The 20,855-nt window shown below is 62.5% G+C and carries 18 protein-coding genes and 4 tRNA genes; 17 read left to right on the top strand and 5 right to left on the bottom strand.

Annotated features, from left to right (window positions below; translation table 11 throughout):
* Window position 1: 1 nt before the first annotated feature.
* Window positions 2-2,320 carry a Tex family protein gene (locus tag CCZ28_RS14300; protein ID WP_140218986.1) on the bottom strand — a complete coding sequence of 773 codons (2,319 nt, stop codon included), beginning with the start codon at window positions 2,318-2,320 and terminating at the stop codon, window positions 2-4.
* A 175-nt stretch (window positions 2,321-2,495) separates the two neighbouring features.
* Between CCZ28_RS14300 and ompR the strand changes: the two genes are divergently transcribed.
* On the top strand, window positions 2,496-3,230 hold the full coding sequence (gene ompR, locus CCZ28_RS14295; RefSeq protein ID WP_140218984.1) for an osmolarity response regulator transcription factor OmpR: 735 nt from the start codon (window positions 2,496-2,498) through the stop codon (window positions 3,228-3,230).
* Between the two features lie 183 nt (window positions 3,231-3,413).
* Here the strand turns inward: ompR and CCZ28_RS14290 are convergent, their stop codons facing one another.
* Window positions 3,414-4,286 carry an undecaprenyl-diphosphate phosphatase gene (locus CCZ28_RS14290; protein WP_140218982.1) on the bottom strand — a complete coding sequence of 291 codons (873 nt, stop codon included), beginning with the start codon at window positions 4,284-4,286 and terminating at the stop codon, window positions 3,414-3,416.
* A 138-nt stretch (window positions 4,287-4,424) separates the two neighbouring features.
* Here CCZ28_RS14290 and CCZ28_RS14285 point away from each other — a divergent pair, with 138 nt between their 5' ends.
* Complete coding sequence (locus CCZ28_RS14285; protein ID WP_140218980.1) at window positions 4,425-5,744, top strand: ATP-binding protein; 1,320 nt, start codon at window positions 4,425-4,427, stop codon at window positions 5,742-5,744.
* Between the two features lie 200 nt (window positions 5,745-5,944).
* Here the strand turns inward: CCZ28_RS14285 and rimK are convergent, their stop codons facing one another.
* The 3 genes from rimK to CCZ28_RS14270 are packed head-to-tail and all read right to left on the bottom strand — an operon-like array spanning window position 5,945 to window position 8,115.
* Entirely contained in the window at window positions 5,945-6,850 is a 906-nt protein-coding gene (gene rimK / locus CCZ28_RS14280; protein WP_058761526.1) for a 30S ribosomal protein S6--L-glutamate ligase, read from the bottom strand.
* Window positions 6,847-7,323: an ATP-dependent zinc protease family protein gene (locus tag CCZ28_RS14275; protein WP_058761527.1), complete on the bottom strand. Its 477-nt coding sequence runs from the start codon at window positions 7,321-7,323 to the stop codon at window positions 6,847-6,849. The genes rimK and CCZ28_RS14275 overlap by 4 nt, the downstream gene beginning before the upstream one ends.
* A gap of 15 nt (window positions 7,324-7,338) precedes the next feature.
* The gene (locus tag CCZ28_RS14270) at window positions 7,339-8,115 is read right to left on the bottom strand and encodes an EAL domain-containing protein (RefSeq protein WP_140218978.1); all 777 of its coding nucleotides are present in this window, start codon (window positions 8,113-8,115) and stop codon (window positions 7,339-7,341) included.
* A 118-nt stretch (window positions 8,116-8,233) separates the two neighbouring features.
* Here CCZ28_RS14270 and CCZ28_RS14265 point away from each other — a divergent pair, with 118 nt between their 5' ends.
* The 15 genes from CCZ28_RS14265 to rpoB all read left to right on the top strand — a co-directional run bounded on the left by CCZ28_RS14265 (window position 8,234) and on the right by rpoB (window position 20,805).
* Window positions 8,234-8,617, top strand: coding sequence for an RNA-binding S4 domain-containing protein (locus CCZ28_RS14265; RefSeq protein ID WP_140221354.1), 384 nt, complete (start codon window positions 8,234-8,236; stop codon window positions 8,615-8,617).
* Between the two features lie 102 nt (window positions 8,618-8,719).
* Window positions 8,720-9,613 (top strand): Hsp33 family molecular chaperone HslO, encoded by an 894-nt coding sequence (gene hslO / locus CCZ28_RS14260; protein ID WP_058772831.1) that lies wholly within the window; start codon window positions 8,720-8,722, stop codon window positions 9,611-9,613.
* A 104-nt stretch (window positions 9,614-9,717) separates the two neighbouring features.
* The gene (locus CCZ28_RS14255) at window positions 9,718-11,259 is read left to right on the top strand and encodes a phosphoenolpyruvate carboxykinase (protein WP_140218976.1); all 1,542 of its coding nucleotides are present in this window, start codon (window positions 9,718-9,720) and stop codon (window positions 11,257-11,259) included.
* Window positions 11,260-11,477: 218 nt separating this feature from the next.
* A tRNA-Tyr gene (locus CCZ28_RS14250) sits at window positions 11,478-11,562 on the top strand.
* Between the two features lie 23 nt (window positions 11,563-11,585).
* A tRNA-Gly gene (locus CCZ28_RS14245) sits at window positions 11,586-11,659 on the top strand.
* A gap of 20 nt (window positions 11,660-11,679) precedes the next feature.
* Window positions 11,680-11,755: transfer RNA gene (locus CCZ28_RS14240), tRNA-Thr, on the top strand.
* An 83-nt stretch (window positions 11,756-11,838) separates the two neighbouring features.
* Window positions 11,839-13,032, top strand: a complete 1,194-nt coding sequence (gene tuf, locus CCZ28_RS14235; protein ID WP_058766819.1) for an elongation factor Tu — start codon at window positions 11,839-11,841, stop codon at window positions 13,030-13,032.
* Between the two features lie 54 nt (window positions 13,033-13,086).
* A tRNA-Trp gene (locus CCZ28_RS14230) sits at window positions 13,087-13,162 on the top strand.
* A gap of 35 nt (window positions 13,163-13,197) precedes the next feature.
* Window positions 13,198-13,566 carry a preprotein translocase subunit SecE gene (gene secE / locus CCZ28_RS14225; RefSeq protein ID WP_058766816.1) on the top strand — a complete coding sequence of 123 codons (369 nt, stop codon included), beginning with the start codon at window positions 13,198-13,200 and terminating at the stop codon, window positions 13,564-13,566.
* A gap of 11 nt (window positions 13,567-13,577) precedes the next feature.
* Window positions 13,578-14,111: a transcription termination/antitermination protein NusG gene (gene nusG / locus CCZ28_RS14220; protein WP_007163096.1), complete on the top strand. Its 534-nt coding sequence runs from the start codon at window positions 13,578-13,580 to the stop codon at window positions 14,109-14,111.
* A 112-nt stretch (window positions 14,112-14,223) separates the two neighbouring features.
* Window positions 14,224-14,655, top strand: a complete 432-nt coding sequence (rplK, locus tag CCZ28_RS14215; protein ID WP_058765574.1) for a 50S ribosomal protein L11 — start codon at window positions 14,224-14,226, stop codon at window positions 14,653-14,655.
* The gene (gene rplA / locus CCZ28_RS14210; protein WP_058765571.1) at window positions 14,655-15,350 is read left to right on the top strand and encodes a 50S ribosomal protein L1; all 696 of its coding nucleotides are present in this window, start codon (window positions 14,655-14,657) and stop codon (window positions 15,348-15,350) included. Before rplK ends, rplA begins: the two co-directional genes overlap by 1 nt.
* A 208-nt stretch (window positions 15,351-15,558) precedes the next feature.
* Entirely contained in the window at window positions 15,559-16,059 is a 501-nt protein-coding gene (gene rplJ / locus CCZ28_RS14205; protein WP_007163093.1) for a 50S ribosomal protein L10, read from the top strand.
* A gap of 79 nt (window positions 16,060-16,138) precedes the next feature.
* Complete coding sequence (rplL, locus tag CCZ28_RS14200; RefSeq protein WP_058765569.1) at window positions 16,139-16,507, top strand: 50S ribosomal protein L7/L12; 369 nt, start codon at window positions 16,139-16,141, stop codon at window positions 16,505-16,507.
* A 224-nt stretch (window positions 16,508-16,731) separates the two neighbouring features.
* Window positions 16,732-20,805 (top strand): DNA-directed RNA polymerase subunit beta, encoded by a 4,074-nt coding sequence (rpoB, locus tag CCZ28_RS14195; RefSeq protein ID WP_140218974.1) that lies wholly within the window; start codon window positions 16,732-16,734, stop codon window positions 20,803-20,805.
* The last annotated feature ends 50 nt before the right edge of the window (window positions 20,806-20,855 follow it).

Below are 20,855 nucleotides of genomic sequence, written 5' to 3'. Positions count from 1 at the left end.
CTCACTTCCTCAGTTGCTTGGCATTGGCGAACAGCGATGCCATGGCGTTATTGGCCGGTGCCGGTTGCGTCTGCCGCGGCGCGCCCTTGTCGGCGCGGGGCTTGCCGCTGCCGCCACGGGCCTGGCCGCCGGGCTTGCCCTCGACCTTCTCCCCTGGAGTATCGCCCATGCGCATGGACAGCCCCACACGATTGCGCGGCACGTCCACTTCCATCACCTTGACCTTGACGATGTCACCCGCCTTGACCACCTCGTAGGGGTCCTTGACGAACTTCTCCGACAGGGCACTGATGTGTACCAGGCCGTCCTGGTGTACACCGATGTCGACGAAGGCACCGAAGTTGGTGACGTTGGTGATGACGCCCTCGAGCACCATGCCGGGCTTGAGGTCGGAGAGCTTTTCCACGCCGTCCTGGAACACCGCGGTCTTGAACTCCGGGCGCGGGTCGCGGCCGGGCTTGTCCAGTTCCTTGAGGATGTCGGTCACCGTCGGCAGGCCGAAGGTCTCGCCGGTGAATTTCTTCGGGTCCAGGCGCTTGAGGAAACCCGAGTCGCCGATCAGCGAGCGGATATCGCGTCCGGTGTCGGCGGCGATGCGTTGCACCAGCGGATAGGTCTCCGGGTGCACCGCCGAGGCGTCCAGCGGATTGGCGCCGCTCATCACCCGCAGGAAGCCGGCGGCCTGCTCGAAGGTCTTGTCGCCCAGGCGTGGCACCTTCTTCAGGGCATCGCGGGTAGTGAAGGCGCCGTTGGCATCGCGGAACTGCACGATGTTCTGCGCCAGGGTGGCGTTCAGACCGGAGATGCGCGCCAGCAGGGCGGCGGAGGCGGTGTTCACGTCCACGCCCACGGCGTTCACGCAGTCTTCCACCACGGCGTCCAGGCTGCGCGCCAGCTTGAGCTGGGAGACATCGTGCTGGTACTGGCCAACGCCGATGGACTTGGGCTCGATCTTCACCAGCTCGGCCAGCGGATCCTGCAGGCGACGGGCGATGGACACGGCACCGCGCAGGGAGACATCCAGGTCGGGGAATTCCCGGGCGGCCAGCTCCGAGGCGGAATACACCGAAGCGCCGGCCTCGCTGACCATCACCTTGGTCAGCCCCAGGCCCGGATACTTGCGGATCAGCTCGCCGGCCAGCTTGTCGGTCTCACGGCTGGCGGTGCCATTGCCGATGGCGATCAGGTCGACGCCGTGCTTGGTGCAGAGCACGCCGAGGGTGGCCAGGGTCTGGTCCCACTGGTTCTTCGGCGCGTGCGGGTAGACGGTGTCGGTAGCCAGCAGCTTGCCGGTGGCATCCACCACCGCCACCTTGCAGCCGGTGCGCAGACCGGGGTCCAGCGCCAGGGTGGTGCGCGGTCCGGCCGGGGCGGCCAGCAGCAGGTCGTGCAGGTTACGGGCGAACACCGCGATGGCCTCGTCCTCGGCCTTCTCGCGCAGCTCGCCGAGCAGGTCGGTTTCCAGGGAGGTGTAGAGCTTGACCTTCCAGGTCCAGCGCACCACCTCGGCCAGCCACTTGTCCGCGGCGCGGCCTTCGTTCTTCAGACCGAAGTGCGCGGCGATCAGCCCCTCGCAGGGATGGGCGATACCGGGGCCTTCCTCGCCGAGCTTGAGCGCGGCGCTGAGGATGCCTTCGTTGCGCCCGCGGAAGATCGCCAGGGCCCGGTGCGAGGGCACCGCCTTGAAGGGCTCGTCGTGCTCGAAGTAGTCGCTGAACTTGGCGCCTTCGGTTTCCTTGCCGGGCACCAGGCGGGCGCTGAGGATGGCGTCCTGCTGCAGCACGCCACGCAGGCGTGCCAGCAGATCGGCGTCCTCGGCGAAACGCTCCATCAGGATGTACTTGGCGCCTTCCAGGGCGGCCTTGACGTCGGCCACGCCCTTGTCAGCGTCGACGTAGGCGGCCGCCTCGGTCTCCGGCGTCAGCGTCGGATCGCCCAGCAGCGCTTCGGCCAGCGGGCCGAGCCCGGCTTCCAGGGCGATCTGGCCCTTGGTACGGCGCTTCTGCTTGTAGGGGAGATAGAGGTCTTCCAGGCGCGTCTTGGTGTCGGCCAGATTGATCTCGCGGGCCAGCTCGGGCGTCAGCTTGCCCTGTTCCTCGATGCTGGCCAGCACCGCCGCGCGGCGCTCTTCCAGTTCGCGCAGATAGCGCAGCCGCTCTTCGAGATGACGCAGCTGGGTGTCGTCCAGGCTGCCGGTGACTTCCTTGCGGTAACGGGCGATGAAGGGCACGGTGGACCCTTCGTCGAGCAGGGCCACGGCGGCGGCGACCTGTTGCGGGCGGGCGCCGAGCTCCTCGGCGATACGGCTATTGATATCCATCGGGCTTCCTGGCTGGCACAAGAAAAAGCGGGCGGCAGTATACCCGAGCCCATCGGGCCGCCGCTTCCTGTGCCACCACCGTCGCCCGTCGCCGGGCAAAATCTGCTAACAATGGCCCAAAGCCGCGGTCGGATGGCCTACGGCATAATCCAGTGCTAGATCACAAGGAGCTATTATGAGCACCACCGCTGCCCCAGAAGGTGAAAAGATCCTGGTCGTCGACGACGACGCCCGGCTGCGCCGCCTCTTGGAGCGTTTTCTGGCCGAACAGGGTTATCGCGTCCGCACCGTCGAAAGCGCCGAGCAGATGGACCGCCTGCTGGCCCGCGAGGTCTTCAACCTGGTCGTCCTCGACCTGATGATGCCAGGCGAAGACGGCCTCTCCGCCTGCGCTCGCCTGCGCGAGAGCGGCAACCGCATCCCCATCATCATGCTGACCGCCAAGGGCGACGAAGGCAGTCGGATCCAGGGCCTCGACCAGGGTGCCGACGACTACCTGGCCAAGCCGTTCAACCCGCTGGAGCTGGTGGCGCGCATCAAGGCCGTACTGCGACGCCAGGCCCCGGTGGTACCCGGCGCGCCCGCCGGTACCGACGAGGTGGTGACCTTCGGCGACTACGCCCTGCACCTGGCCACCCGCGAACTCAAGCGGGGCGAAGAGACCCACATGCTCACCACCGGCGAATTCGCCGTGCTCAAGGCGCTGGTCGACCACGCCCGCGAGCCGCTGACCCGCGACAAGCTGATGAACCTGGCTCGTGGCCGCGAATGGGATGCCCTGGAGCGCTCCATCGACGTCCAGATCTCCCGCCTGCGCCGGATGATCGAGCCCGATCCGTCCAAGCCGCGCTACATCCAGACCGTCTGGGGCGTGGGCTACGTCTTCGTGCCGGACGGCGCCGGCAAGTAGGGAAGGTAGCCGGGGCATCGCGCCCCGGCTGGGCAGTGGCTTAGAGCCTGTTCAAAATCTGCTGCGCGTCGGCCAAACTGCGTTGAAAATGGCTTCGGAATGCTCATTTACCACTCGTAAACTCCGCTTCCTCAGCCATTTTCGCCTTGTTTGGCTCTAGCTCGCGAGATTTTGAACAGGCTCTTAGGCGAATAGCCCCTGATGCACGCCCACCAGCAGGAAAATCCCCAGCAGCGCACGGTAGACGATAAAGGGCCAGGTCGAGAAGCGTTCGAGAAAACGCATCAGGCCCCAGATCGCGGCGAAGGCCGACAGACTCGCCACCACCAGTCCCACCAGCAGCAGCGACCAGGCCTGCGCAGGGATGTGCGCATGCCAGAGCACCACCAGCTCCTTGAGCCCGGCCAGGGCGATGGCCGGCAGGCCGAGCAGGAAGGAGAAACGCGCGGCTTCCTCGCGACGCAGGTTGAGGAACATGGCGGCGGTCAGGGTCGAGCCGGAGCGCGAGACGCCCGGAATCAAGGCGCCGACCTGGGCAATCCCCACGATCAAGGCATCGCGCAGGCGCATTTGCGAGATGTCCCTGTTGTGTCGGCAGATGCGCTCGGCCAAGGCCAACAACACCGCCATGCCCAGGCAGGCATAGCCAATGACGCTGAGGCCGCGCAGCGGCGAACCGCAGGCGTTGAGCAGGGGCGCCAGCAGCAGCCCGGCAATGCAGATGGGAATGGTCGCCAGCACGATCATCACGGCCAGTAGGAAATCCGGGCTGTCGAAGTCGCGTTGGCGCACCGCGGCGAGGCTGCCCCGGGTCACCCCGCTGACGTCACGCCAGAAGTAGCTGATCACCGCCGCCAGGGCCGCCATCTGCATGGCCGCGGAAAAGGCCGAGCCGGGATCGCGCCAGCCGAGCAGGGCAGGCACCACCCGCATGTGCGCCGTGGACGAAATGGGTAGCAGCTCGGTGATACCCTGCACCACGCCAAGAAATGCGATCTGGGCGTAGCTGAGCGAGGCGAAGCCGATGTCCAGGCCGGTCTGGCAGATGTCGGACACGAGAGAAACTCCAGGTTGAAGGGAAAGGATGGACGAGCAAATGTATCCGAATGTTTCTCCGTTTGGTTGTCTATCTGGACCGCGCATCTCCAGAGGTTGTGATGGCTTTCGCGCCGTTTCGCTCAGGAATTCCGCTCGATGAAGGCGCCCAGCTGGTTTCCCCAGAGTTTCTTCGCCCGCTCGCTGTGGATGGTCCTGCTCGCGGTGCTCTTTTCCAAGGCGCTGACCCTGGTCTATCTGCTGCTCAACGAAGACGTCCTGGTCGACCGCCAGTACAGTCACGGCGCGGCTCTTACGCTCAGGGCCTACTGGGCCACCCCGGAAGCCGAGCGGCCGCGCATCGCCCAGGCTGCGGGGCTGCGCTACGAATCGCCGGACACCGTGCCGGCCGGTGAGTACCACTGGCCCTACAGCGAGATTTTCGAACGTCAGATGAAGCAGGAGCTGGGCGAGGACACCCAGGTGCGGGTACGCGTCCAGCACGGCCCGGCACTCTGGGTCCTGGCGCCAAGCCTCGGTCCCGATTGGATCAAGATTCCGCTGATGGCCCACCCCCTGCGCGGACAGCACATCTGGAGCGTGCTCGGCTGGTTCCTGGCCATCGGGCTGCTGTCCGTGGGCGCCGCCTGGGTCTTCGTCCGGCAACTCAACCAGCCCTTGCGCCGGCTGGTGATCGCCGCGCGCGAGCTGGGCAAGGGGCGTAGCGTCCGCCTGCCCGAGACCGATGCACCCAGTGAGATCCAGGACGTCTACCACGCCTTCAACCAGATGGCCGAGGATGTCGAGCAGGCCGGGCGCGAACGCGAACTCATGCTCGCCGGGGTGTCCCACGACCTGCGCACGCCGCTGACCCGGCTGCGCCTGGCGGTGGAGCTGATGCCGCCCGCCGAGCGCGAAGAAGCCGAGGACATGATCCGTGACATCGAGGACATGAACGCCATCCTCGACCAATTCCTCGCCTTCGTTCGCGACGGTCGCGACGAGCCCCAGGAACTCACCAATATCAACGAGCTGGCCCGCCAGGTGGTGGCGCCTTACAACCAGGAAAGCGAGCGGGTCCGACTGATGCTGGACGTCCTGCCGCCCCTGCCGGTACGCCGCATCTCCTTCAAGCGCTTGCTGACCAACCTGGTGGAGAACGCCCTACGCCATGGCGGCGGTGGCGGTATCGAAGTGGTGGGCCAGGTGGCGGGGTCCGCTACTGCACCCTATGTCGCCTTGAGCGTGATGGACCGCGGTCCCGGCATCGATCCCAAGGATCTGCAGGAGATCTTCAATCCCTTCACTCGCGGCAATCGCGCCCGTACCGTCAGCGGTTCGGGGCTGGGCCTGGCCATCGTCAAGCGCATTGCCGCGCAGCACGGCGGCAGCGCCGAACTGCGCAATCGCGAAGGGGGAGGGGTGGAAGCGCGCGTGCTGCTGCCGCTGGGTCTGCTGCTCCCCCGCAGCGCCAGCTGACAAAGGGTGCTATCGCGGCCATGGCGGACCGCTCCCGCAGTTAGATTTAGCTTGTAGGTGCGGTCGCTACGGCGCACCGGCATGGCCGCGATCGGATGGCCTCCCCAGGCATCCATAGAATGCCCGCATCGGCGGTTCGTCATGATCGCGAGCCTTGTGTAGGTTGGGCTGAGCGCAGCGAAGCCCAACGTCCTTTGACCTCAACCCTTGCCCTTGGTCCGCGTCAGCCCCGGCTCGGCGTTCTTTTCCAGATACTCGATGATGATCCCCGCCACGTCCTTGCCGGTGGTCTGCTCGATACCCTCCAGACCGGGCGAGGAGTTCACCTCCATCACCAGGGGGCCGTGATTGGATCTCAAGATATCCACCCCGGCCACGCTCAGCCCCATCGCCCGGGCGGCGCGCAAGGCGGTCATGCGTTCTTCGGGGGTAATCTTGATCAGGCTCGCCGTTCCACCCCGATGCAGGTTCGAGCGAAACTCACCCGGCGCCGCCTGGCGTTTCATCGCCGCGATCACCTTGTCGCCCACCACGAAGCAGCGAATGTCAGCGCCGCCCGCCTCACGAATGTACTCCTGCACCATGATGTTCTGCTTGAGCCCCATGAAGGCCTCGATCACCGACTCGGCGGCCTTCTCGGTCTCGCACAGCACCACCCCGATGCCCTGGGTGCCTTCCAGTACCTTGATCACCAGCGGCGCGCCATTGACCATCTGAATCAGGTCCGGCACATCGTCCGGCGAGTGAGCGAAGCCGGTCACCGGCAGGCCGATGCCCTTGCGCGAGAGCAGTTGCAGCGAGCGCAGCTTGTCCCGCGAGCGGCTGATGGCCACGCTTTCGTTGAGCGGGAAGACCCCCTGCATCTCGAATTGGCGCAGCACCGCGCAACCATAGAAGGTCACCGAGGCGCCGATGCGCGGGATGACCGCATCGAAGCCCTCCAGGGGTTTGCCGCGATAGTGGATCTGGGGTTTGTGGCTGGCGATGTTCATGTACGCGCGCAAGGTGTCGACCACCACCACCTCGTGGCCGCGGTTGACGCCGGCCTCGACCAGGCGCCGGGTGGAGTACAGATTGGGATTACGCGAGAGAACGGCGATTTTCATGGGGCACCGGAGGCCGGAGTAAGGGACAACAGGGGTTTGGCTTGCGCATAGGAGACGGCGGGATTCACCAGCAAGCCACCTTCGATCAGCGCCTTGGACCCGAGCAGCATGCGATAGCGCATGCTCTTGCGGCAGGCCAGGGTGAACTCCACCGGCCACTGCCGCTCGCCCAGGGCCAGCAGGGTACGGATGACATAGCGGGTCTGGGCGATGCCGTTGGAGCTACGAATGGTCTTTTTCGCTACGAGCGGCGCTTCGCAATGGCGGTGTCGCGACTGGACCAGGGTGCCCAGGTGCACGGTGAATCTCACCCAGCGTTCCTTGCCACGCATGAACGGCTGAACTTCCGTCGCATGCAGGGCCGAGGTGGCGGCTCCGGTGTCGATCTTGGCTCTGAGGCCCACCACGCCAAGGTCTGGCAGCGCCACCCATTCACTCAGTCCGATGATGGCCAGTTCGGCAGAATTGCTCATCGCTGCTCCTTGAAATCAGTGCCCTCCGCCTAAATGTTGCGGATCAATGAGCTGTTTGAAGGCCGGTTTGGCGAAGAGATAGCCCTGCATCAGATCGATGCCGAGGTCGCGCAGGCAGTCGCGCTCCGCGACGGTTTCCACGCCTTCGGCCACCACCTGGGTACCCAGTTCGTTGCACATGGCGATCACGTTACGCACGATGGTGCGGCGGATGCGATCCTGATCGATGTCGCGGATCAGCGCCATATCGAGCTTGACCAGATCCGGCTGGAAGTCGGCCAACAGCGTCAGGCCGGAATGGCCGGCGCCGAAGTCGTCGATGGCGGTCTTGAAGCCGAACTGCTGATACTCGCGCAGGATGTTCGTCAGGTGATTACTGGAGACGTGCTCCGTTTCCACCGTCTCGAAGATCAACCGCTCCAACGGAAAGGCATGTTCACGAGCGGCAGCCAGCGTGCTGCGAATGCAGAGCTCCGGGCGATAGACCGCATTGGGCAGGAAATTGATCGACAGGCTCTCCTGCATGCCCAGGGTGGCTGCGGTGGCAATCGCCTTGGTGCGGCAGAGCTGATCGAAGCGATACCTGTTGCTGTCGGTGACTTGGTTGAGTACCGAGAGCGCACCTTCGCCTTTCGGTCCGCGCACCAGGGCCTCTCGGGCGAAGACGTCGCCTTTGCCCAAGTCCACGATCGGCTGGTAGGCGAAGTCGAACTCGAATCCCAGGGGCTCCGATTGCTGGCAACCCGCACAGCGGGTCTGGCCGGTCAGATCGGCAGGAAAGAATGTGGTCATGGCTCTCCGGTGGGCGCGCTTGCAGCGTGGGTCCGATGGTTTAGAGTTCAAAGAAGAGTCTAAGACCCAACAGGGGACCTTTTATTCGATGCATGCAGTAGATCACACTGAAGAACGGATGCGCCTTGATAAATGGCTATGGGCCGCGCGTTTTTTCAAGACCCGCGCGCTGGCCAAGGCGGCGCTCGAGGGCGGCAAGGTTCAATGTCGTGGCGAGCGCTGCAAGCCCAGCAAGGAGCCGCGCCTAGGTGACATTCTCACCATCCGCCAGGGCTATGACGAAAAGACCGTGGTGATCGTTGCCCTGTCTCAGGACCGCCGCGGCGCGCCTGAGGCCCAGCAGCTCTACACGGAAACGCCGGAAAGCATCAAGGCGCGCGAGCAGGCGGCCGCAGCCCGCAAGGCCGGTAATCTCGGCCTGCAGACCGACGGCCGTCCGACCAAGAAACAACGCCGCCAGATTCACCAATTTCGCGAGTACGTCCATCCTTTCGACGACTGAGTCGATCGCCGCTCGCTGGATCCCTTCGAAGGCCCGCTCTCACGTCTTGCCCTGGATCACCGGGGCAGGGCTTGCGTCCTTCCCTCTTTATATAGGTAGTTCATGACTTCCCACGATTTCACCCAGCGCTTCCTGTTCGACGAAACCGACGTCCGCGGCGAACTGGCCACCTTGGATCGCAGTTACGCCGAGGTGCTGGCCAAGCATCCCTATCCTGAGCCAGTCGCCCAATTGCTGGGCGAGATGCTGGCGGCAGCGGCGCTGTTGTGCGGCACCCTCAAGTTCGAAGGGCTGCTCGTGCTCCAGGCGCGCTCCAGCGGTCCCATCCCGTTACTGATGGTCGAATGCTCCAGTGAGCGCGAGGTGCGTGGTATCGCCCGTTACGAAGAGGAGGCGATCAGCGCCTCCGCGTCCCTTGGCGAACTCATGCCGGACGGTGTGCTGGCCTTGACCATAGATCCGCGTCACGGCCAGCGCTACCAGGGGATCGTTCCCCTGGAAGGCGCCAATCTCGCCGAATGCCTGTCCGGCTACTTTGCCACCTCCGAGCAACTGCCTACCCGCTTCTGGCTGAATGCCGACGGCCGCCGGGCGCGCGGTCTGCTGCTCCAGCAGCTTCCGCCAGCGCGCATCAAGGATGCCCAGGCGCGCCAGGACAGCTGGGAGCATGTGGTTACCCTGGCCGATACCCTGACCGCGGAAGAACTGCTGGGCCTGGACAATGAAGTGATCCTGCATCGGCTGTTCCACGAGGAAACCGTGCGCCTGTTCGACGAGCAGGGCGTGGCGTTCAACTGCAGCTGCTCGCGTGATCGCGCCGCCAATGCCCTGGTCAGCATGGGCCGGCCGGAGGTCGAGACCCTGCTCGACGAACAGCAGGGCAAAATTCGGGTCGATTGTCAGTTTTGCAATGAACAGCAGGTATTCGACGCCGCCGATATCGCGCAGATTTTTGCGGGCGGCGGCACGCAAACGCCAGGAAATACCCGCCACTAACCGTTGCAATTGCCCAAAGGCTTTCTGGCATAATCCCGCAACGTGTAGTTCTGCCGTGTAAGAACTACAAGCATGAGGAACGGCCCAGGGCCATGGGGAACGAAATGACGAAAGCCAACGTGTATACCGATATCAGCGTCGCTCAGCTAGTGGAAGAATCCCTGCGGCGCGGCGAGGGAGAGCTGGCCGACAACGGCTCGCTGGTCGTCAGGACCGGGCATCGCACGGGGCGTTCGCCGGTTGATCGCTTTATCGTCGAAGAGGCCTCCACGCGCGCTGCCATCCATTGGGGGCCGATCAACCGGCCTTTCCCGGAGGAGAAGTTCGCTCCGCTGTGGGAGCGCGTCAGCGCCTACCTGGACGAGCGCGATCAATTCGTTTCCCATGTGCATGTAGGCGCCGATGTCGAGCACTACCTGCCCGTCATCATGCGTACCGAGACGGCCTGGCACAATCTGTTCGGTCGCTGCCTGTTCATCAATCCGGCTGAATACAACCCCCAGTCCAAGCCGGCCTGGGAGATCATCAACGCTCCGCATTTCGTCTGCGAGCCCGAGCGTGACGGCACCAATTCCGACGGTACCGTCATCATCAACTTCGCGGCACGCAAGGTGCTGATCGCCGGCATGCGCTACGCGGGCGAAATGAAGAAAGCCATGTTCTCCGTGCAGAACTTCCTGCTGCCGGAAAAGGACGTGCTGCCGATGCACTGCGCCGCCAACGTGGGCGAAGAGGGCGATGTCACCCTGTTCTTCGGTCTTTCCGGTACCGGCAAGACCACCCTGTCCGCTGACCAGAGCCGCTACCTCATCGGTGACGACGAGCATGGCTGGGGTGTGGGTACCGTCTTCAATATGGAAGGTGGCTGCTACGCCAAGTGCATCGACCTGTCCGAGAAGAACGAGCCGGTCATCTGGAAGGCCATCCAGTTCGGCGCCGTACTGGAGAACGTGGTCCTTGATCCGCAGACCCGTCAGCCGAACTACGCCGACGACAGCCTGACCCAGAACAGCCGTGCCGCCTATCCGCGCGAGCTGATCGACAAGCGTGCCGAGCACAACCTGGGTGGCGAGCCCAATGCCGTCATCTTCCTGACCTGCGATCTCACGGGCGTGCTGCCTCCTGTCTCCATCCTTAATAATGAGCAGGCGGCCTACCACTTCCTGTCCGGTTATACCGCCCTGGTCGGTTCGACCGAAATGGGCTCGGGTCCCGGCATCAAGTCCACCTTCTCCACCTGCTTCGGTGCGCCCTTCTTCCCGCGTCCCGCGGCTGAATACGCCGATCTGCTGATCAAGCGTATCCAGGGCTTCGGCTCCAAGGTCTATCTGGTCAATACCGGCTGGACCGGTGGCGGCTACGGCGTCGGCAAGCGCTTCAACATCCCGACTACCCGGGCGGTGATCGCTGCTATCCAGAGCGGTGCGCTCATCGGCGCCGAAACCCGTCACGTGCCGGTGATCAACCTCGACGTTCCGGTCGCCGTGCCTGGCGTGGACAGCGTTCTGCTCAATCCCCGCGATACCTGGCAGGATGGCGAGGCCTATGACGCGGCAGCGCGTGAGCTGGCCGGTAAGTTCGTCGAGAACTTCAAGAAGTTCTCCGGTATCTCCGAGGCCATCCGGGCGGCTGGTCCCCAGGTGTAATAGGGGGCTCGCCTGTAAACAAAGGCCGCCTTCGAGGCGGCCTTTGTTTTTTAAGCTTTTTTTGCATTTGGGGGTTGCATGCTTGGGCGTCGTTGCATAAACTGCGCCCGCTTTCGCTGATAACGCCAAGGTGCGAAGCGAAAGCACTGATTGTTAAGGAGATTTTAAAAAAATCCTTGACAAGGGGAGGGCAGATGAAGAAAATGCCGCCTCACTTTGGAGGGGTTCCCGAGTGGCCAAAGGGATCAGACTGTAAATCTGACGTCGCAGACTTCGAAGGTTCGAATCCTTCCCCCTCCACCAGATTGCTAGAGCGTCAAGGCTCTGCGGGTATAGTTCAGTGGTAGAACCTCAGCCTTCCAAGCTGATGATGCGGGTTCGATTCCCGCTACCCGCTCCAGTTTGACTGGCAAATGTTTCGCTCATGTAGCTCAGTTGGTAGAGCACACCCTTGGTAAGGGTGAGGTCAGCGGTTCAAATCCGCTCATGAGCTCCATCTTAAAAGGCAGATATGAAAATATCTGCCTTTGTTTTAATGGCGGCATTGCTTTGCTCAATTCGTGAAGGGAGAGAGTGTCGATGGCTAAAGAAAAGTTTGAACGTAACAAACCGCACCTGAACGTGGGCACCATCGGTCACGTTGACCATGGCAAGACCACGCTGACCGCAGCGCTGACCAAAGTCTGTGCCGACACCTGGGGCGGTTCCGCTCGTGGTTTCGACCAGATCGATAACGCGCCGGAAGAAAAGGCTCGCGGTATCACCATCAACACCTCCCACGTTGAGTACGACTCGGCGATCCGTCACTACGCGCACGTCGACTGCCCCGGCCACGCCGACTACGTGAAGAACATGATCACCGGTGCTGCCCAGATGGACGGCGCGATCCTGGTTTGCTCGGCTGCTGACGGCCCCATGCCGCAGACCCGTGAGCACATCCTGCTGTCCCGTCAGGTAGGCGTTCCCTACATCGTCGTGTTCCTGAACAAGGCCGACATGGTTGACGACGCCGAGCTGCTGGAACTGGTCGAGATGGAAGTTCGCGATCTGCTGAACACCTACGACTTCCCGGGCGACGACACTCCGATCGTCATCGGCTCCGCGCTGATGGCCCTGAACGGCCAGGACGACAACGAGATGGGCGTTTCTGCCGTGCGTAAGCTGGTCGAGACCCTGGACTCCTACATCCCCGAGCCCGAGCGCGCCATCGACAAGCCGTTCCTGATGCCGATCGAAGACGTGTTCTCGATCTCCGGTCGCGGCACCGTGGTAACCGGTCGTGTCGAGCGTGGCATCGTCAAGGTCCAGGAAGAAGTCGAGATCGTGGGCATCAAGGCCACCGTCAAGACCACCTGCACCGGCGTTGAAATGTTCCGCAAGCTGCTGGACGAAGGCCGTGCCGGTGAGAACGTCGGCGTGCTGCTGCGTGGCACCAAGCGTGAAGACGTGGAGCGTGGCCAGGTCCTGGCCAAGCCGGGCACCATCAAGCCGCACACCAAGTTCGAGTGCGAAGTGTACGTGCTGTCCAAGGAAGAAGGTGGTCGTCATACCCCGTTCTTCAAGGGCTACCGTCCGCAGTTCTACTTCCGGACCACTGACGTGACCGGTAACTGCGAACTGCCGGAAGGCGTCGAGATGGTGATGCCGGGCGACAACATCAAAATGGTTGTCACCCTGATCGCTCCGATCGCCATGGAAGACGGTCTGCGTTTCGCCATCCGTGAAGGCGGTCGTACCGTCGGCGCCGGTGTGGTTGCCAAGATCATCGAGTAATCGATTGATCTTGGGCTTTCAGGTCGGCATAATGGTCGGCCTGATTCAAGTTACAGGCCAGTAGCTCAATTGGCAGAGCGGCGGTCTCCAAAACCGCAGGTTGGGGGTTCGATTCCCTCCTGGCCTGCCAGATTCTGATCTGGCACTCCTTACAGGATTCATGCAATGAGCATCAAGGCGGAAGCCAAAGAGTCGCGCTTCGATGCGCTGAAGTGGCTGGTGGTTGTCGTTCTGGTCGTGATCGGTGTGGTTGCCAATCATTACTTCGCTGCTCAGTCCATCCTGTATCGAGTCATAGGTCTGTTGGTGTTGGCTGCGATTGCTGCCTTTATCGCACTGCAGACTGTCAAGGGGCAAGCGTTCTTTGGTTTGCTGAAAGACGCCCGTACCGAGATTCGCAAGGTTGTCTGGCCTACTCGGCAAGAGACCACTCAGACCACGCTGATCGTGGTTGCCGTGGTGCTCGTGATGGCTTTGTTGTTGTGGGGGCTTGACTCCCTGCTCGGTTGGCTGGTTTCCACGATCGTTGGTTGAAAGGGTTCGCCGTGGCTAAGCGTTGGTACGTCGTGCATGCCTACTCGGGTTACGAGAAGCATGTCATGCGTTCGTTGATCGAGCGCGTCAAGCTGCACGAAATGGAAGACCAGTTCGGCGACATTCTCGTGCCCACCGAAGAAGTGGTGGAAATGCGCAACGGCCAGAAGCGCAAGAGCGAGCGTAAGTTTTTCCCAGGCTACGTCCTGGTGCAGATGGAAATGAACGAAGGGACCTGGCACCTGGTCAAGGACACCCCTCGGGTCATGGGCTTCATCGGTGGTACTGCCGACAAGCCTGCGCCCATCACTGATCGCGAAGCGGACGCCATTCTGCGCCGTGTTTCCGACAGTAGCGACAAGCCCAAGCCGAAGACGCTGTTCGAGGCAGGTGAGACGGTTCGTGTGGTTGATGGTCCGTTCGCCGACTTCAATGGTGTCGTCGAAGAAGTGAATTACGAAAAGAGCCGCATCCACGTGGCGGTACTGATCTTTGGTCGGTCTACCCCCGTGGAGCTCGAGTTCAGCCAGGTCGAAAAGGTCTAGGTTGTCCGCATCCCTCACCCCGTAGCCAAGGCTGCGGGGTTTTGTCGTCACTGGGATATAGCAAGTAATTGGGGAGCCCCGCGGGGCGCTGAACCCATCATTGGAGTAGCACATGGCTAAGAAGATTCAGGCTTACATCAAGCTGCAGGTTAAGGCCGCTCAAGCCAACCCGAGCCCGCCAGTCGGTCCGGCTCTGGGTCAGCACGGCGTCAACATCATGGAATTCTGCAAGGCGTTCAACGCCCGCACCCAGGGCATGGAGCCTGGTCTGCCCACCCCGGTGATCATCACCGTGTACAGCGACCGTAGCTTCACCTTCGAAATCAAGAGCACCCCGGCCTCCGTGCTGCTCAAGAAGGCTGCTGGCATTCAGAGCGGCTCGCCCCGCCCCAACACCCAGAAGGTCGGTACCGTTACCCGCGCCCAGCTGGAAGAGATCGCCAAGACCAAGAATGCCGATCTCACCGCCGCCGATATGGACGCCGCCGTGCGCACCATCGCCGGTTCCGCTCGTAGCATGGGTCTGAATGTGGAGGGCGTGTAATGGCCAAGCTCACTAAGCGTCAAAAGTCGATCGCCGAAAAAATCCAGGCCGGCAAGCAGTACGGCTTCGAAGAAGCCGCGGCCCTGCTGGCCGAGCTGTCCACCATCAAGTTCAAGGAGTCCGTTGACGTCTCCGTGAACCTGGGCGTGGATCCGCGTAAATCCGACCAGGTCGTTCGCGGCGCCACCGTGCTGCCCAACGGCACTGGCAAGTCGGTTCGCGTTGCCGTGTTCACCCAGGGTGCCAACGCCGAAGCCGCGCTGGCCGCTGGTGCCGAGAAAGTCGGCATGGACGAACTGGCTGCCGAGATGAAAGCTGGTGATCTGAACTACGACGTGGTCATCGCTTCGCCGGACGCCATGCGCGTCGTCGGTCAGCTGGGCCAGATCCTCGGCCCGCGCGGTCTGATGCCCAACCCCAAGGTTGGCACTGTGACCCCGGACGTCGCGACCGCCGTCAAGAATGCCAAGGCTGGTCAGGTGCGTTTCCGTACCGACAAGAACGGCATCATCCACGCTTCCGTTGGCAAGATCGATTTCGAGCCCGTCAAGCTGAAGCAGAACGTCGAAGCCCTGCTGGCCGACCTGAAGCGCCTGAAGCCCTCGACCTCCAAGGGCATCTACGTCAAGCGCATCACCCTGAGCTCCACCATGGGCCCGGGTCTGCAGATCGACCAGGCTTCCCTGGAAGCCTAAGCAAGTTAGAAGTCGCCGTGCCTTCGGGTGCGGCGCCAAGATTGGGGTCCCTGCCTGGCGGGGGCTGTCCAAGACCGTAGGGGACGCAGGTCTTAAACCGGGGAAACCCTAGCCTACGCAGATGGTGCTCCCGATTCGGTTACCGAGTCAGACACCAAAACGCCGCCCAGTCCATCGGGCGAAACGGTAACATCCAGGAGTTGAACCCGTGGCAATCAAACTCGAAGACAAGAAGGCTATCGTCGCTGAAGTCAACGAGGCTGCCCAAGGTGCCCTGTCCGCTGTCGTGGCTGATGCCCGTGGCGTGACCGTGGGTGCCATGACCGGACTCCGTAAAGAGGCCCGCGCGGCCGGTGTCTATGTGCGTGTCGTACGTAACACCCTGCTGCGTCGTGCCGTTGAAGGTACGTCTTTCGACGTCCTCAACGACACCTTCAAGGGCCCGACCCTTATCGCGTTCTCCCAAGAGCATCCGGGCGCTGCCGCCCGTATCTTCAAGGATTTCGCCAAGGGTCAGGACAAGTTCGAGATCAAGGCCGCCGCGTTCGAAGGCAAGCTCATCCCGGCTAACCAGATCGACGTACTGGCATCGCTGCCGACCTACGACGAAGCTGTGTCCCAGCTGATGAGCGTTATCCAGGGCGCTACCAGCAAGCTGGCTCGTACCCTCGCCGCCATTCGCGACCAAAAGGAAGCTGCCGCCGCCTAATCGTGCGTGCTGCGCTTTCCCGAAGTCTTTCTTATTATTTGCGGCCTGAAGCCGCACCCTGTTATAGGAATTTAGAGTCATGGCTCTGACCAACGAAGACATCATCAACGCCGTATCCGAAATGTCCGTCATGCAAGTGGTGGAACTGATCAAGGCGATGGAAGAGAAGTTCGGCGTGACCGCCGCTGCTGCCGTTGCCGCTGGCCCGGCTGTTGCCGCTGCTGCCGTCGAAGAGCAGACCGAATTCACCATCATGTTGACCGAAGCCGGCGACAAGAAAGTGAACGTGATCAAGGTCGTTCGTGAACTGACCGGCCTGGGCCTGAAAGAAGCCAAGGCTGTCGTTGACGGCGCCCCGGGCGTGGTCAAGGAAGGCGTTTCCAAAGAGGAAGCCGAGGCTGCCAAGAAGTCTCTGGAAGAAGCAGGCGCCAAGGTCGAGCTCAAGTAAGTTCGGTTCTTGCGTCTACAGCCAGAACGTCTCACGTTCGGCTGATGGCTGGTGGCGAACGCCACCGGCCTTTTGCCGTTTTGTGCAGGGCGAGCATATCCGCCTACCAAAACGTGCTGTATCCACCTCGCTCTCGGGGTGCGGCAAACCAAGGGTTTGCACGATTTTCCGGCTGCTCCCGTCGGAGAGGCCAAACAAGCTGGTGACCAAGCTGGGGAACGCTGATGGCTTACTCATACACTGAGAAAAAACGTATCCGCAAGGACTTTAGCAAGTTGCCGCACGTCATGGACGTGCCCTATTTGCTGGCTATCCAACTGGATTCGTACCGCGAATTCCTGCAGGCGGGCGCAGGCAAAGACCAGTTCCGCGATATCGGCCTGCATGCGGCCTTCAAGTCCGTTTTCCCGATTATCAGCTATTCCGGCAACGCTGCCCTGGAATACGTCGGCTATCGCCTGGGCGATCCTGCCTTCGACGTGAAGGAATGCGTCCTGCGCGGCGTGACCTTCGCGGTCCCGCTGCGGGTCAAGGTTCGCCTGATCATTTTCGACCGTGAGTCGTCGAACAAGGCGATCAAGGACATCAAGGAGCAGGAAGTCTACATGGGGGAAATCCCCCTGATGACCGAGAACGGTACCTTCATCATCAATGGTACCGAGCGCGTCATCGTGTCCCAGCTGCACCGCAGCCCGGGCGTGTTCTTCGATCACGACCGTGGCAAGACCCACAGCTCGGGCAAGCTGCTGTACTCGGCGCGCATCATTCCCTACCGCGGCTCCTGGCTGGACTTCGAGTTCGATCCCAAGGACGCCGTCTTCGTCCGTATCGACCGTCGCCGCAAGCTGCCGGCCTCGGTACTGCTGCGCGCGCTCGGCTACAGCACTGAAGAAGTGCTGGATGCCTTCTATGACACCAACGTCTTCCACATCAAGGACGAGACCCTGAATCTGGAGCTGGTGCCCCAGCGTCTGCGTGGCGATATCGCCAGCTTCGACATCAAGGACAACACCGGCAAGGTGATCGTGGAGCAGGGCCGTCGCGTCACCGCTCGCCACATCAACCAGCTGGAAAAATCCGGTATCACCGAGCTGGAAGTGCCCTTCGACTACGTCATTGGCCGTACCACTGCCAAGGCCATCGTGCACCCGGCTACCGGCGAGATCATCGCCGAGTGCAACACCGAGCTGACCCTGGACATGCTGGCCAAGATCGCCAAGGCCAATGTCGTGCGTCTCGAGACGCTGTACACCAACGACATCGACTGCGGTCCGTTCATCTCCGATACCCTGAAGATCGACTCCACCGGCAACCAGCTGGAAGCCCTGGTCGAGATCTATCGGATGATGCGTCCTGGCGAGCCGCCAACCAAGGAAGCGGCCGAGACCCTGTTCAACAACCTGTTCTTCAGCGCCGAGCGTTACGACCTGTCCGCCGTCGGCCGCATGAAGTTCAACCGCCGTATCGGTCGCGATGCCATCGAAGGCTCGGGCGTGCTGAGCCGCGAAGACATCGTCGACGTGCTCAAGACCCTGGTCGACATCCGTAACGGCAAGGGCATCGTCGACGACATCGACCACCTGGGTAACCGTCGTGTCCGTTGCGTCGGCGAGATGGCCGAGAACCAGTTCCGTGTGGGCCTGGTGCGGGTAGAGCGCGCCGTCAAGGAACGCCTGTCCATGGCCGAAAGCGAAGGCCTGATGCCGCAGGACCTGATCAACGCCAAGCCGGTGGCCGCCGCGATCAAGGAATTCTTCGGTTCCAGCCAGCTGTCCCAGTTCATGGACCAGAACAACCCGCTGTCGGAGATCACCCACAAGCGCCGCGTCTCCGCGCTCGGCCCGGGCGGTCTGACCCGTGAGCGTGCCGGCTTCGAAGTGCGTGACGTTCACCCGACGCACTACGGTCGTGTCTGCCCGATCGAAACCCCGGAAGGTCCGAACATCGGCCTGATTAACTCCCTGGCTGCCTATGCCCGCACCAACCAGTACGGCTTCCTCGAGAGCCCGTACCGCATGGTCAAGGACGGCGTGGCCACCGACGAGATCGTCTTCCTGTCGGCCATCGAAGAAGCCAACCACGTGATCGCCCAGGCTTCCGCGGCCCTGGACGAGAACAATCGGTTGATCGACGAGCTGGTCGCCGTGCGTCACCTGAACGAATTCACCGTCAAGGCGCCCGAAGACGTCACCCTGATGGACGTGTCGCCCAAGCAGGTCGTCTCCGTCGCCGCCTCGTTGATTCCGTTCCTCGAGCACGACGACGCCAACCGTGCGCTGATGGGTTCCAACATGCAGCGTCAGGCCGTGCCGACCCTGCGTTCGGACAAGCCGCTGGTCGGTACCGGCATGGAGCGCAACGTCGCCCGTGACTCCGGCGTCTGCGTCGTGGCCCGTCGTGGTGGCGTGATCGACTCCGTCGACGCCAGCCGTATCGTGGTACGCGTCAACGATGACGAAGTCGAGACCGGTGAAGCCGGCGTCGACATCTACAACCTGACCAAGTACACCCGTTCCAACCAGAACACCTGCATCAACCAGCGTCCGCTGGTGAGCAAGGGTGATCAGGTGGCCAAGTTCGACATCCTGGCCGATGGCCCCTCGACCGATATGGGCGAGCTGGCACTGGGTCAGAACATGCGCGTGGCCTTCATGCCCTGGAACGGCTTCAACTTCGAAGACTCCATCTGTCTGTCGGAGCGCGTGGTCCAGGAAGACCGCTTCACCACCATCCACATCCAGGAACTGACCTGTGTGGCCCGTGACACCAAGCTCGGCCCGGAGGAGATCACCTCCGACATCCCGAACGTGGGTGAGGCTGCGCTGAACAAGCTGGATGAGGCCGGTATCGTCTACGTCGGTGCCGAAGTCGGTGCCGGTGACATCCTGGTCGGCAAGGTCACGCCCAAGGGCGAAACCCAGCTGACCCCGGAAGAGAAGCTGCTGCGCGCCATCTTCGGCGAGAAGGCCAGCGACGTTAAGGACACCTCCCTGCGCGTGCCCACAGGCACCAAGGGTACCGTCATCGACGTCCAGGTCTTCACCCGTGACGGCGTCGAGCGCGACTCCCGCGCCCTGGCCATCGAGAAGTCCCAGCTCGACGAGATCCGCAAGGACCTGAACGAAGAGTTCCGCATCGTCGAAGGCGCGACCTTCGAGCGTCTGCGTCAGGCGCTGGTCGGTCAGGTCGCCGAAGGCGGTCCGGCGGTCAAGAAGGGTGCCGTCATCACCGACGAGTACCTGAATGGCCTCGAGCGCGGTCAGTGGTTCAAGCTGCGCATGGCGGAAGATGCTCACAACGAGCAGCTGGAAAAGGCCCAGGCCTACCTGTCCGACCGTCGCCAGCTGCTGGACGACAAGTTCGAAGACAAGAAGCGCAAGCTGCAGCAGGGCGATGACCTGGCGCCGGGCGTACTGAAGATCGTCAAGGTCTACCTCGCCATCAAGCGCCGCATCCAGCCGGGCGACAAGATGGCCGGTCGCCACGGTAACAAGGGTGTGGTCTCGGTGATCATGCCGGTCGAAGACATGCCCTACGACGCCAACGGCACGCCGGTGGACATCGTGCTGAACCCGCTGGGCGTACCTTCGCGGATGAACGTCGGTCAGATCCTCGAAACCCACCTGGGCCTCGCGGCCAAGGGCCTGGGCGAGAAGATCAACGTGATGATCGAAGAGCAGCGCAAGGTCGCCGAACTGCGTGGCTTCCTGCACGAGATCTACAACGAGATCGGTGGCCGTCAGGAGAAGCTGGACGACCTGAGCGATCAGGAAATCCTCGACCTGGCGAAGAACCTGCGCGGTGGTGTCCCCATGGCCACGCCGGTGTTCGACGGTGCCAAGGAGCGCGAGATCAAAGCTATGCTGAAGCTGGCCGATCTGCCCGAGAGCGGCCAGATGCGTCTGTACGACGGTCGCACCGGCAACGCCTTCGAGCGCACCACCACCGTTGGCTACATGTACATGCTCAAGCTGAACCACCTGGTGGACGACAAGATGCACGCCCGTTCCACCGGCTCCTACAGCCTGGTTACCCAGCAGCCGCTGGGTGGTAAGGCGCAGTTCGGTGGTCAGCGTTTCGGGGAGATGGAGGTCTGGGCACTGGAGGCCTATGGCGCGGCTTACACCCTGCAGGAAATGCTGACGGTGAAGTCGGACGATGTGAACGGCCGGACCAAGATGTACAAGAACATCGTGGACGGGGATCACCGCATGGAGGCCGGCATGCCCGAGTCCTTCAACGTACTGATCAAGGAAATCCGCTCGCTCGGCATCGATATCGAACTGGAAACCGAATAACACGAGACCCTAGAGGAGGCGACCGCGCGTCGGTCGTCTCCGGTCCGTGA

This window comes from Pseudomonas oryzihabitans (assembly GCF_006384975.1).
Taxonomy (GTDB): domain Bacteria; phylum Pseudomonadota; class Gammaproteobacteria; order Pseudomonadales; family Pseudomonadaceae; genus Chryseomonas; species Chryseomonas psychrotolerans_B.
Note: the sequence above shows the minus strand (reverse complement) of the source record. Positions and strands in the feature narration are given on the sequence as shown.